This is a genomic window from Tardiphaga sp. vice304, from assembly GCF_007018905.1.
GTDB lineage: Bacteria > Pseudomonadota > Alphaproteobacteria > Rhizobiales > Xanthobacteraceae > Tardiphaga.
Genome location: NZ_CP041402.1, coordinates 5,228,416 through 5,241,159, shown reverse-complemented (window position 1 = coordinate 5,241,159; position 12,744 = coordinate 5,228,416). Strand labels below are relative to the sequence as shown.

Genomic DNA, 12,744 nt, shown 5'->3' with positions numbered 1-12,744 from the left:
GCGCTCAGCCATATTTTACCGCCACCTTGGCAATCTGCGCGGCTGCGGTCAGCGGATCGCCGAGGTTCAGCCGCTCGAAATAATTGTACGACAGCTCCAGCGACTCGATCAGCACCCGGCCGTCCTGCGAATTGAGGTTCGACATGCTCCACTTCAGCGGATAGGCGTTGATCACCGCCCAGGCGATCATCGGAATGCCGCTCTGCCCGAGCAGCGACACCAGCAGGTTCTGTGGCAGCACCGGCAACGACAACGTCGAGCCGATGGTGCCGCCGAACCATTCGGCGAAGAACGACAGCGTGCTGACGGCGCCGCGCTTCAGCACGAGGTTGGCGTATTTCGACTGCTTCGGCAGCCGGTGGACGAAACGGTTCTCGCCGCCCTCCGGGACGTCGTCGGTGCCGATCTCCGATTGCAGTCCCGAGATGTCCTGGAAGCTGGCGTCGACACCGGACGCCAGCGCAAATACCGATCCCGACCCCAGCACGGTCACCGTAAAGTAGAAGTTCGGCGGCGGGATGTAGTCGGGCATCGACGCATCCGCCCTACGGTGCCGCCACCGTCAGCGTCTCGAAGGCAATCTCGACGGATTCGACCGCCACCTCGTTGCCTTCGGATTTCAGGTCGGTGCCGGTGATCTTGGTCGGCCACGCATTGTTCAGCGTCCACACCATTTTCGGATTGCCGGTCTCGTCGAGCAGGTTGATCACCACCGTACGGCGTTTGATGGTGTTCATCTTGATCTCGCTGTACCAGGTCCACAATTTGGCATCGGTGACGAAGATGCCCTTGCGCATGGTGACGTTGCCGACCTTGCCGAGGCCCGGCATCTTGATCGGGTAGAAGCTCGGGCTGTTGCCGTGACGGTACTCGATCGGTCGGGTCTCGCTGTCGAGGCCGTTGACCTCCTGAAAATTGACGGTGTCGTCGTCGCCGAGTTTGACGGAAAAGTAGAATTTCGGGAGCGGCCATACCTGGTCCTGAACTTCGCCTGCCATGATGGGATCCTCCGATGCGCGGCTGCGGGTTACACGGTTGCGGGGCTAGAACGAGACGCCTGAATCAGGCGCCTTCCATCTTCTGCTTGAAGGTGAGTTCGATGAATTCGGCCGGGCGGATCATCGCCAGCGTGACCTGCACCACCATGTAGCCGTTGAGGATGTCGGTGGCGGTCATGGTGCTGCCGAGGCCGCATTGCACGGTGAAGGCCTCGTCGGGCTTGTCGCCCATCAACCCGCCCTGCGCCCACAGGTTTCGCAGGAAGGCAGATACCATCGCTACCACCCCGACCCAGGTCTTGCCGTCATTGGGCGCGAACACGAACTGGTTGAGCGCGGTCTTGATCGAGCTCTCGCAATAGATCAGCGTGCGGCGTACCTGGATGTAGCGAAAATCCAGGCTGTTGCCGTCGAGCGTGCGCGCGCCCCACACCACCGGGCCGCGACCGACGAAATCGCGGATCACGTCGATCGCCTTGCCGTTGATCGGCACGTTGAGCGGGCCCTGCTGCGCGCCGTTCAGCTTGATGCTCGGCTGCACCACCGAGTTCAGCACCACATTGGCCGGGGCATTCCAGACGCCGCGCGAGGCATCGTTGGCCGTGAAGATGCCGGCCATCGCGCCGCTCGGCGGCAGCATGCTCATGACATAGGACAACACGTTGGTCATCTGCTTGTAGTTCGGGATGCCGTTGACCAGGTTCTGGTTCAGCTTGGTGATCCGGCTGCGGCCCTCGGTCGTGGTGTCGTCGCGGTTTTCCGCTTTGGAAATCGAGTCGATCCATTCCTTCAGCGTCAGATAGGTCGCATTGTCGTCCTTGTCGGCAGCGGCATTGGCCGGTTTCTCGGGCGGGTACAGATAGGCTGCCTCGTCGGTCAGGATCGTCTGCAGCGGCGCCGTGCTGTAGTTCAGATAGGTGATCTCGCCGGGCTGGATGATCGAGGTGATCAGGAACGGGAAATACGTCATGCCGTAATTGAGGTTGGTGTCGCCGACCGCTTCCTGGAAATTGGCGATCACGTTGTTGAGCTCGGTCGTATAGTTCAGGCTCTTCGGGTCGAGATCCTGCGTGCCGTAGACATCGAAGATCGCGATGCGGTCCTGCAACGCGGCACACTGCGCCAGCATGTCCCGGCACAGACTCTGAAATCCTGCCGATTTCGGCATGTAGCCCGGAGGCGGCGGCGGGTTCGTCGGCGGCGCGTCGGCCGGCAGCAGCACGGCGTCCGGGATCACCAGCATGGTCGGCCCGACCTGCTCGCCGATGGCGGCCAACCCTTTCGACAGGTCGTCGTAGCTGACGGCGGCGGAGGCGCTGAACAAGCCGACCGAGACGACGTAGCAGGTGCCGCCGCCATTGGCGTAGAACATCCGGAGGCTGTTGTAGAGGTTGTAGGCGGCCAGGCCAGGCTTGGCGGCGCCATCTTCATCCAGCAACGATGGCCCGAACGATTCCTCGTCATCGGCGTCGAGACGGTTCCGCCGGTTCTGCTCGGACTGGCGTGGGAACGTCGTGCTCGACCGGGTGAAGACATAATAGGTGGTATCGTAAGCACTGGTGGTGGCATTCCAGACCTGCGAGGAGAAGTCGCTGTTCTCGGCGTCATACGCCTTACCGTCCTTGTCCTTGTCCGCCATGTCGTAGACGGCATTGAACTCATCGCCGAAGATGGCGACGTAGTCGGCCAGCGAATTGATCAGGAACGGCGTGAACAGCGCCTGCTTGCCGCTGACATCGCATTTTTCGGTATAGCCGATGAAAGCCGGTATCGCGGTCGCGACGCCTGGGATGGATTTGGGAAATGCGCTGAACTCGGTCAGGTAGACGCCGGGTGTCGTTCTGTTCATATAAGTAGACATGACCTGCTCCTCATCTGATGGCGGGATTCCGTTGCACAGTCGAACTCACACGTAGACGTAGATGTCGGAATAGTTGCGCGCCGCGCCGGCCTCGTCGGTTTGCGGCAAGACTTGTTGCGGGGCTGCGACGGGCAGGCGATCGACCAGCGTGTCCTCTTCGAGACGGCGATGGCGCAGCCTCCCTTTCAGGCGGAAGCGGTAGATCGACTGCTGCTGTAGCAGCAGCGGCTGCTCGGAGACGAAAAGATAGGCCGGCGCGCCGTTGGCGAGGATGACCGAGACGGGGCCGGCAAAGCTCAGCGCCGGATCCGGCGCCAGGCATTCGATTGCCAGATCGTCATAGGCCGTGTCGGGAGCAGGCGGCACGATATAATAGCGCCACAACGTCGACCTCGCGCCGAAGTTCAGGACATAGTCGACGCCGCTGATGGTGACGTCATCGCGCGCGGGATCGCTGACGGGATAGATCCCGCCGGCGCCGGCAAAGGGCTCGCTGAACAAAAGGTCGATCAGGCCCAGCGGCGTCGGCGCGTCGGCGGTGTAGAGCCGGACCTCCTGCCGGATCACGTCGCCGCTGTCGGCGATCGTGTCGATCGTGTATTTGTCTTCAGGAAGCATTCCGAAATTGAGGTAGATCGTGTCGCGGCAGCGATCCGGCGTCGTGGCGGGCAGGCCGGCCAACCAGCCGAGGCAAACTGCCGGCGGCGCGGACTGGTTTTCCGGGACACAGCGCGGCTCGCACAGCACCACCTCGCCGGAAATCGCGCGCACCGCGATGCCGCGAACGTCCATCGAAACCCGCGCCTGATACTGCGACCCGGTGACGGGGATCAACTGCTCGGCGCTGACGATGCGGCCGGGATTGAGCAGGATCCCGACTTCCGGATCGTCATGCGCGGCCTGATTGGCGAGATAAAGATTCTCCCGGAGCGGATCGAGGTCGATCGGAAGGTCGGTGACATTGATGAAATAGGGGCTGCGTGACGTCAGCACGAAAGTCAGCCGGGTCCAGAACTGTCCGCCGCGGCCCTGGCGCGCCAGCCAGGAGGCCAGCGCATCGCTGCGGGTCCGGTTGTACAGCACCGAGAACGAGGCGCCGTCGTCGCGGAACAGCAGGCCGAGCGCGGACATCGCCTGTTGCGCGGCCGCCGTCGGGCGCGCCGCAAGATCCGGGCAGGCATCGTCGTTGCGGTTGTAGTACGGATGCCGGAACCTGACCTGCATCAAGGTCTCGTAATAGGCCGCGCGATCCTCCGCGTCCCGCTTCAGTGCATGCGTCGTCGGGTAGTGATAGCGTACGGCGCTGTCGATCGGGTCGGCGGTCTGCGGCATCGCGCCCCCCTATGTCGACTTCGGCGCATCGACGCCTTGCGCGGCCGGCACCGCCGCCTGCATCGCGTCGCTGGCGAACGGGATCATCCGCAGTTTGTAATAGACCGAGGGCAGGTATTTCGTGCCCAGCATGCCCATCAGGTAATTGGCCTGCAGCAGATCGAGATTGGTGATCTCCATCGTGATCTTGTCGATCCGCGCGTCGAGGTCCGGCATGTTGGCGTGGGTGAACCTGGGATTCTGCTGAAAGAAGCTGATGGTCCGCGAAATCATCGCGAGGCCTTGCGCATATTGCCGGTCGTAGAAATTGGCGAAGAACAGGATGAACAGGTTGATGTAGATCGGCGGCTGGACGATGGCGTAGCTGGTGGAACTGGTGCGGGCGGCCGAATTGTAGGTGCTGACAATGGTCTCATGGGTGATGTTGGTCAGCACCATCACGACCTTGTCCTTGGCGCCCTGGCAGATTGCGCCGTCATGATCGACGATGTTGGAGAGCACCACCCGGTCTTCGTCGCTGCGATCGATGTTCTGGAAGTAGGCGTTGAGCCGCTGCCGAATGAGTTCGCAAACCGTCTCTATCAGTTCCATGATCTACCCGCGGGCTACGTTGATCGAACGTCATCCGAAACTCAGCCCATGGTCGCAGCAATCCGATGTTAATGCAACCCTGAGTAGAATTAATTGTTGGCTTTCACAACGCGATCCGTTTTGCGGCATGCCGGCGGGGTGAGCGCCAAGCGGGTCGGGCTATAGTGTGATTAATTGTTTCGCTGTCATAAATTTGTTGTATGTGTGAGCGGCCTGATTGAAGACGTGTCTCTGCTGATTGTTCGGGGGATTGGTCATCGTTGCTATCGACAGCGCGCCTCCGTTCTATGATCCGCGGGGATGGATGCAGTGGCCCGGCCACGACGAATGCTCGTTTCAGTTTCTGCGCGTGCTCGGTGCCGCCCAGGAAGGCGGCAGCACGATTTCCGAATGCCTGCTGACGGCGAGTGCGATCGATCCCGCCTGCGAGGATAGCTGGCACCGCCAGTGGATGCGGATCGCCGACTTCAACCGGCAGCGCGGCGAGACGGCGTTTGCCGCAGGCCACGTCAAGACGGCGCTCAGCAACTGGCTTCGGGCCGCCAATTATTACCGGACGGCGCTGGCCTTCGTCGGCGATCGGGACGTGCGTAACGACCGCGCGCTCGAACACATGCACCGATGTTCACAGCTCTATCTGATGCATTCGACGCCGGCCGGCGTGGTGGTCGGTCTCGCTCTGCCGGACGGCCGCGCCATGCAGGGTTATTTCCTGCCGGCGCCCGGCCGGTCGCGTCGGCCGGTGGTGATCTGCATCGCCGCTCCCGACCATTACAAGGAAGATCACCTTTACCGGATGCCGCGTTATGCCCATGAGCGCGGGCTGTCGCTGTTGCTGGTCGATCTGCCCGGGCACGGCCCGCGAGGCTCCTCCGAGCGTAAATCCGAGCGTAAATCCGGGCGCTACGAGATCGAAGCCGCGATCAGCAGTTGGGTGGACTATCTGGTGGAGCGCCCGGACGTCGATCAGAACAGGATCGCCGTGTTCGGCGACGGGCTGGGCGCCGCCTTCGCCACCCGTTGCGCCAGTTTCGACGATCGGTTCAGGGCTGCCGTCTGCGACGCCGGGATCTGGGATCTGCACGAGCGGGCTTTTCTCGCCGCGCGCCCCGCTGCGAATCCGGCTTCGCTGAATTTTGCCGAACATATCGACCGGCTGACCCGCAGCAATACCGCGCAAAACATCCGCTGCCCGATCCTCGTCGCGCTCGGCGAACATGACTGGCTCGATGCCGATCACGTCGCGCGGTGTTGCGATGCGCTGATCGCCGACGGCGTGAAACTCGACCTGAAGATTTTTTCAGCCTCGGAGACGGCGGCCTCGCACGCCCAGCGCGACAATCCCACCATCGGCAGCGAATTCATCTTCGACTGGATCGCCGACCAGCTGGTGCGCCGCAAGAAGTAGAATGCGCGGCTGCCGGGGCGTCAGCCGACGATCGAAAGCATCAGCGTCGCCTTTTCCAGCCGGCTCTTGAGCGCGCTGAGCTGATCGCTGATGTCTCGCAGGGCCGCCTCGTCATAGCCGGAGAATACGAACGCGGTGAGGTTGTCGCGCCGCGACGACAGCACTGCGAGTTTCTTGCCGGCCTTGTCGGACAGCGACATCAGCACCACCCGGGCGTCTTCGGTCGACGGGACGCGGCGTATGAAGCCGTTCTTTTCCAGCATCTTGGACTGGGTGGTGACGAAGGACGGATCGACGTGGAGCATTGCCGAGACCTCCTTGACGGAGACGCCGTTACCGCGGTCGAGATCGCCAATGGCCATCAGGATCATCCATTGCGGACCGCTGATACCGATCTCCTTGGCCCAGAATTGGCGAATTTCGTCGATGTGAACGTTGATCGACGCGATGTCCCAGACCACCTGGCTGACGAGGTCCTGATTCTTGCCAGGATTCTTGCCAGGATCCTTGCCAGGATTGCCGGTGGTGGCGGTGCGCGCGGTATTGCGCTCGCGGTCGGCCGGTTTTCGCGGGCGCTTGGTGCTGGTAGATCGGTCGGCCATATCGGCTCTACTTACTGGAATTGCATAAGTGAATCAACTGACTGATCGTCGCAATGGCTGTCACATCGCTGTTGCATGGAAACCACACCGCATCGCGGAAACGTTACCAGAGTTCATAAAGTAATTTCCTTATGCAACCCGGCCATGCATTGTTCCTCACGACGAAGGGGGCAACCCGCGGTCGTCCCGTTGAAGGTTTCGCTTAATTGCCTCGCGTTATGCGGGCTGTCCGAAAGCGCGAAGCACTTGGCGGTTAGTTTGGGGTCTAGGGGAACTAATCTTCGGGTGGTCGTCACCAGCGGATCCGGAACCTTCCCTTTAAGAACAACTTGGAGGTTAACATGACGATGATTAAGAGCCTTATCCTCGGTTCAGCGGCGGGTCTGATCGCCATGAGCGGAGCACAGGCGGCCGATCTTCCGGTGAAGGTCAAGGCTGTCGAATACGTGAAGATCTGCTCGCTCTACGGCGCAGGCTTCTACTACATCCCCGGCACCGACACCTGCTTGAAGATCGGCGGCTTCATCCGCGTCGATACCAGCTTCAACTCGTCGGGCGTCTACAGCACCCCGCAATTCCAGGGCACTGGCGCAACCAATACGCGCAACAAGGACTACTTCGTCGGCCGCGCACGCGCCAACTTGAACATGGACACGCGCACCGCTACCGAATACGGCGTCGTCCGCACCTTCGTGAACACCCAGTTCCAGTGGTCGGACAACACCGACGGCATCGCCGGCGGCAACAACGAAGTCGACTACGCCTTCATCCAGTTCGCCGGTTTCACCATCGGTAAGGCCGTGTCGCAGTTCGACCCCCAGTGGGTGCTGGCGCATCAGTCGATCTCGTCGGGCTTCACCGGCGGTTCGGACCAAAAGACCGGTATCCCGCAGCTCGCCTACACCGCTTCGTTCGGTAACGGCTTCTCGGCCACCATCTCGGCTGAAACCCCGCGTCCCTACCGCGTCGCCGGCATCTATGACGGCAACGACTCGATCGGCGTCCCGGGCATCACCGGCTACACCAACTCGATCGCCGGCCAGCAGATTCCCGATTTCGTCGGTAACCTGCGTCTCGATCAGGCCTGGGGCTCGCTGCACTTCGCTGGCGCCGTGCACCACGTTTCGGCTCAGTACAACGGCCTTGCTGGCACCGCGACCGGCGAAAACACCGGTCATCCCGATGACAAGTTCGGCTACGCTCTGACCGCCGGCTTCGAAATCAAGAACCTGCCGACCGGCGTTGGCGACTCGTTGAAGGCGGATGTCACCTATGCGAACGGCGCCAGCCGCTACGTGTTCGGTGGTACCTCGAACGTCAGCGGTAGCGGCTACACCATCTTCAACGGTAACGGTGCGGCCTTCGGCCAGTACATGGACGCCGTTTTCGCCAGCCCGGGCGGTGTCGTTCCGGCTGCCGATCTGCAGCTGTCGACCGATTGGGGCGCTCGCATTTTCTACGAGCACTACTGGAACCCGGCTTGGCGCACCTCGCTGTACGGCGTTTACGCCCGTCACGAGAACACCGGTACGGGTAACGCCATCCTGGTCAACCGTTACAACGCGGCTTTCGGCGGTGGTATCACCGGCGATGCAAACTTCTCGATCTATCAGGTTGGTTCGCGTACCGCCTGGACCCCCGTCAAGAACCTGACGTTCTCGGCTGAAGTCCAGTACGCCTGGATGGATACCGGTCTGTCCGGCACGATCACGCCGACCGGCTTCACCAACCGCACGAACCCTGTGGTTCTCGGCAGCCAGGGCACCCTGGTCGGTCAGGTTCAGGCTCTGCGCTCCTTCTAATATGAGCGTTTAGTCAGCCAACTGAAGAAATCCCCGGCGGGCAACCGCCGGGGATTTTTTTCGAGCGGAAGTGCACAGCGCTCCCTCCAAATTGCTCGATATATTACTAAATCAGCTATTGAAATTAACGTTCAAGCTCAATTAAGATCAGCGTACGCAGCAGGCAGATGCTCTGCCGGCCAGTCTTCAAGGAGACCCGCGTAACTATCGACTTATACCTCCGAAACCACCGGCAATGCCCTGCCGGTGGTTTTTCGGTTTTTTTCTGTGGGGAGCCGAGCGACGGATGGTTGGCCGATGACCGGTGGGTCCGGCCGGTGCCATGGTATTTGATTTGCGCTCGAAAGCGTTCAATCCTGCCGAATTTCCTGCTTATCCGCCAAAAGTTCCAGGGGGCTCTGGCGAAAACGGTCGCAAACTGCGCTCGAACGCTGTCACCAGCGCTGGCTGCATATCAGGCACGACGTGCTATCTGACCGAAATTGCTACAGATTTATTGCTTTTTGGCGCAGTTGTGGCTAAAAGCCGCTCCATCGTGGAGAGTATCAATTATGGCGCATAACTACGCAATCAATGACGACGTCCATCATCAGCTCCAGGGGCCGCAGGGCCGCTCGATGGTCAAGGAACGCAGCGTCTATACGATCACTTCCTGCCTGCCGATCGAAGCCGATGGCCGTCCGCGCTACCGCATCAAGAGCAAGACTGAAAACGTCGAGCGCGTCGTGACCGAAGAGCAGATCAGCCGCCTCGGCTGATTCGTCCGATACCCCAGCTGCGCACGGGTCGCGCGGCAGCTTCTGTTGAACCAGGCGTGCCTTCGACGAGGCGCTGCATCCGTCATCCCGGGCCGTGGCCTTGCGCCTCGCGCCTCTGGACGGCTGCGCCACCGTGCTGCGGCCTCCGCCGCGGATCATGTCAACCGCGACCAAAGACAGCCCCATTGCGCCGGCGCGCCGGTTGCTAGCCGGGCTGGCTGCGCCGTATGGTGCGGCAGGGCGGAACAAAAGATCGCGATCATCGCGCGGCACGGCCGCCTGTGGCGGGCTCGGAGCAAGACGCATTGATCGAAAAGCTTGAATTGCTGTTGTCGCTGGCCAAGGAACGGCATTTCGGCCGCGCCGCCGAAGCCTGCGGCGTCACCCAGCCGACCATGTCCACCAGCCTGAAGCAGCTCGAGGAGCTGCTCGGCGTCATGCTGGTGCAGCGCGGCTCGCGCTTCCAGGGCTTCACGCCGGAGGGCGAACGCGCGCTGGAATGGGCGCGCCGCATCGTCGGCGATGCCCGTGCCATGAAGCAGGAGATCAACGGCCTCAGGGACCGTCTGTCCGGCGAGATCCGCATTGCCGCGATTCCCACCGTGCTCGGCATGGTGGCGTCGCTGACCACGCCGTTCCGCGCCCGCCATCCCGAGGTCCGCTTTCGCGTGGTGTCGTGCACGTCGGATTCGGTGCTCGGCCTGCTGGAAAACCTCGAGGTCGATGCCGGGTTGACCTATATCGAGAACGAACCGCTCGGAAAGGTGCGCTCGATCCCGCTCTACAAGGAGACCTATTGCCTGCTGACCTCGCCGGAGAGCCTGTTCGGCGCCCGCGACAAGGTGACGTGGCAGGAGGTCGCCCAGGTGCCGCTGTGCCTGCTGACGCCGGACATGCAGAACCGCCGCATCATCGACCGCGCGCTCAAATCGGTCGGCGCCGAGGCCATGCCGATGCTGACCTCGAACTCGATCATCGTGCTCTATACCCACGTCAAGACCGGCCGCTGGGCCAGCGTGATGCCGGCCAAGCTCGCCGAGACGCTCGGGCTGAAAGCCACGGGAACCGTGCGTATGATCCCGATCGTCGATCCCGAAATTACCTATGGCGTCGGTCTCGTGGTGCCGCAGCGCGACCCGATGACGCCGCTGGTGGCGACGCTGGTGCAGATCGCCCGCGAAGTGGCGCCGTCGCTGGAAGCATAGCGGCCGCAGCCCATGACGCCGCCGTCTGGTCTCTGCTTCGATGTCTCGGCTTCGATAAGGATTCCGTATCGCCGCATGAGACTGCTTTATTGATCTTTGGAGCAATTCCAACTTTCATGCTGCGCAGGACATAACAAGTCGGGAATACGATGACCTCAATCTATGAGCCATGGGAAGAGACGCGCGGCGCGGAGATCATTGCCGGCCTGACCCACGTCGAGGGCGGCACGCTGGTCATGTTGCATGCCTTGCAGGAAGTCTTCGGCTACGTGCCGGCGCCGGCGATCCCGATGATCGCCGAAGCGCGCAACCTGTCGCGCGCCGAGGTGCATGGCGTTTTCACCTTTTATCACGACTACCGCCACGAGCCGGCTGGCCAGCACGTACTGAAGATCTGCCGCGCCGAGGCCTGCCAGGCAGCCGGTGGCGATGCGCTGGCCGCGCGCGCGGAAAACAAGCTGGGCATCAAGCTGGGCAGCACCACGCCGGATCATCGCGTCACGCTGGAGCCGATTTATTGCCTCGGGCTGTGCGCTACCGCGCCGTCGGCGATGCTCGATGGCCGGGTCGTCGGCCGGCTCGATGAGAAGCGCCTCGACGCGCTCGTTGCGGAGGCCCAGCGATGATGAAGATCTTTATTCCCCGCGACGCGGGCTCGCTGGCGGTCGGCGCCGAGGAAGTGGCGGAAGCCTTTGCAGCGGCGACCGAAAGCCGCGGCCTGCAGATCGAGGTCGTCCGCAATGGCTCGCGCGGCCTGTACTGGCTGGAGCCGATGGTCGAGCTGGTGACGCCGCAGGGCCGCGTCGCCTTCGGCCCGATGACCGAAGACGATGTCGGATCGGTGCTCGATGCGATGATCGCCGACGGCGCGCATCCGCTGCGGCTCGGCCTTACCGAGGATATCCCGTGGCTGAAGCGCCAGACCCGCCTGAGCTTCGTCCGCTGCGGCGTGGTCGATCCGCGCTCGCTGGACGATTACCTCGCGCATGACGGCTACAAGGGCCTTGAGCGGGCGCTTACCATGACGCCGGCCGCGATCGTCGCCGACGTCACCACGTCGGGGCTGCGCGGCCGCGGCGGCGCCGGCTTCCCCACCGGCATCAAGTGGAAGACGGTGGCGGATACCGCCGCCGACCGCAAATTCATCGTCTGCAATGCCGACGAGGGCGACAGCGGCACCTTTGCCGACCGCATGATTTTCGAGGGCGACCCCTTCGTGGTGATCGAAGGCATGACCATCGCCGGCATCGCCGTGGGCGCCAACAAGGGCTACATCTACCTCCGCTCGGAATATCCGCACGCGATCGTCGCGACCAACCTGGCGATCGAGGCGGCGCAACGCGCGGGCTATCTCGGCGCCAATATCTGTGGCTCGGCCTATCATTTCGATCTCGAAGTCCGGGTCGGCGCCGGCGCCTATGTCTGCGGCGAAGAGACCGCGCTGATGGAAAGCATCGAGGGGCGCCGTGGCATAGTTCGCGCGAAACCGCCGCTGCCGGCGCATAAGGGCCTGTTCGGCAAGCCGACCGTGATCAACAACGTGCTGTCGCTGGCCGCGGTGCCCTACATCCTGGCCGGCGGCGCGCAGCACTATGCCGAGTGCGGCATGGGCCGGTCGCGCGGCACCATGCCGATCCAGCTGGCCGGCAACATCAAGCATGGCGGGCTGTTCGAGGTCGCCTTCGGCATCACGCTCGGCGAACTGATTGATCAAGTCGGTGGCGGCACCTTCAGCGGCCGCCCGGTTCGCGCCGTGCAGGTCGGCGGCCCGCTCGGCGCCTATTTCCCGCGCGAATTGTTCGATACGCCATTCGACTACGAGGCCTTCGCCAAGCGCGACGGGTTGATCGGCCATGGCGGCATCGTCGTGTTCGACGACACCGTCGATCTGTCGAAGCAGGCGCGCTTTGCCATGGAGTTCTGCGCCGTGGAATCCTGCGGCAAGTGCACGCCGTGCCGGATCGGCTCGACCCGTGGCGTCGAGACCATCGACAAGATTCGATCCGGCGAACGCGTCGCCGAAAACAAGGTGGTTCTCGAGGACCTCTGCAACACGTTGAAATTCGGCTCGCTATGCGCGCTGGGCGGCTTCACCTCCTATCCGGTGATGAGCGCCCTGAAGCATTTCCCGGAAGATTTCGGGCCGGTACCGGCCCGCCTGCAAGCAGCAGAATAAAGGAGCACGCA

The 12,744-nt window shown here is 62.5% G+C and carries 13 protein-coding genes; 7 read left to right on the top strand and 6 right to left on the bottom strand.

All coding sequences use genetic code 11. From position 1 onward, the window contains the following. Positions 1 to 4: 4 nt before the first annotated feature. The 5 genes from FNL56_RS25020 to FNL56_RS25000 form a co-directional block, all read right to left on the bottom strand. Complete coding sequence (locus FNL56_RS25020; protein WP_143575535.1) at positions 5 to 532, bottom strand: phage tail protein; 528 nt, start codon at positions 530 to 532, stop codon at positions 5 to 7. A 13-nt stretch (positions 533 to 545) separates the two neighbouring features. Next, positions 546 to 998: a phage tail protein gene (locus tag FNL56_RS25015; RefSeq protein ID WP_143575534.1), complete on the bottom strand. Its 453-nt coding sequence runs from the start codon at positions 996 to 998 to the stop codon at positions 546 to 548. Positions 999 to 1,062: 64 nt separating this feature from the next. Beyond that, on the bottom strand, positions 1,063 to 2,859 hold the full coding sequence (locus tag FNL56_RS25010; protein ID WP_143582433.1) for a phage tail sheath family protein: 1,797 nt from the start codon (positions 2,857 to 2,859) through the stop codon (positions 1,063 to 1,065). A 45-nt stretch (positions 2,860 to 2,904) separates the two neighbouring features. Next, positions 2,905 to 4,191 carry a hypothetical protein gene (locus tag FNL56_RS25005; RefSeq protein ID WP_143575532.1) on the bottom strand — a complete coding sequence of 429 codons (1,287 nt, stop codon included), beginning with the start codon at positions 4,189 to 4,191 and terminating at the stop codon, positions 2,905 to 2,907. Positions 4,192 to 4,200: 9 nt separating this feature from the next. Then, positions 4,201 to 4,782, bottom strand: a complete 582-nt coding sequence (locus FNL56_RS25000; protein ID WP_143582432.1) for a DUF4255 domain-containing protein — start codon at positions 4,780 to 4,782, stop codon at positions 4,201 to 4,203. A gap of 304 nt (positions 4,783 to 5,086) precedes the next feature. On the opposite strand from FNL56_RS25000, the gene FNL56_RS24995 reads away from it, so the two are divergent. Beyond that, positions 5,087 to 6,190: an alpha/beta hydrolase family protein gene (locus FNL56_RS24995; protein ID WP_143575530.1), complete on the top strand. Its 1,104-nt coding sequence runs from the start codon at positions 5,087 to 5,089 to the stop codon at positions 6,188 to 6,190. 20 nt (positions 6,191 to 6,210) lie between these two features. On the opposite strand, the gene FNL56_RS24990 is transcribed toward FNL56_RS24995, so the two are convergent. Continuing rightward, positions 6,211 to 6,792, bottom strand: coding sequence for a MarR family winged helix-turn-helix transcriptional regulator (locus FNL56_RS24990; protein ID WP_143575529.1), 582 nt, complete (start codon positions 6,790 to 6,792; stop codon positions 6,211 to 6,213). Between the two features lie 341 nt (positions 6,793 to 7,133). Between FNL56_RS24990 and FNL56_RS24985 the strand changes: the two genes are divergently transcribed. The 6 genes from FNL56_RS24985 (at position 7,134) to FNL56_RS24960 (ending at position 12,733) form a co-directional block, all read left to right on the top strand. After that, the gene (locus tag FNL56_RS24985) at positions 7,134 to 8,594 is read left to right on the top strand and encodes a porin (protein ID WP_143582431.1); all 1,461 of its coding nucleotides are present in this window, start codon (positions 7,134 to 7,136) and stop codon (positions 8,592 to 8,594) included. 322 nt (positions 8,595 to 8,916) lie between these two features. Beyond that, positions 8,917 to 9,156, top strand: coding sequence for a hypothetical protein (locus tag FNL56_RS24980; RefSeq protein WP_143575527.1), 240 nt, complete (start codon positions 8,917 to 8,919; stop codon positions 9,154 to 9,156). Next, on the top strand, positions 9,146 to 9,352 hold the full coding sequence (locus FNL56_RS24975; protein ID WP_143575526.1) for a hypothetical protein: 207 nt from the start codon (positions 9,146 to 9,148) through the stop codon (positions 9,350 to 9,352). Before FNL56_RS24980 ends, FNL56_RS24975 begins: the two co-directional genes overlap by 11 nt. 305 nt (positions 9,353 to 9,657) lie before the next feature. Then, positions 9,658 to 10,557 carry a LysR family transcriptional regulator gene (locus tag FNL56_RS24970; protein ID WP_143575525.1) on the top strand — a complete coding sequence of 300 codons (900 nt, stop codon included), beginning with the start codon at positions 9,658 to 9,660 and terminating at the stop codon, positions 10,555 to 10,557. A gap of 149 nt (positions 10,558 to 10,706) precedes the next feature. Continuing rightward, positions 10,707 to 11,183: a formate dehydrogenase subunit gamma gene (locus tag FNL56_RS24965; protein WP_143575524.1), complete on the top strand. Its 477-nt coding sequence runs from the start codon at positions 10,707 to 10,709 to the stop codon at positions 11,181 to 11,183. After that, positions 11,180 to 12,733, top strand: a complete 1,554-nt coding sequence (locus tag FNL56_RS24960; protein WP_143582430.1) for a formate dehydrogenase beta subunit — start codon at positions 11,180 to 11,182, stop codon at positions 12,731 to 12,733. The genes FNL56_RS24965 and FNL56_RS24960 overlap by 4 nt, the downstream gene beginning before the upstream one ends. Positions 12,734 to 12,744: the final 11 nt, after the last annotated feature.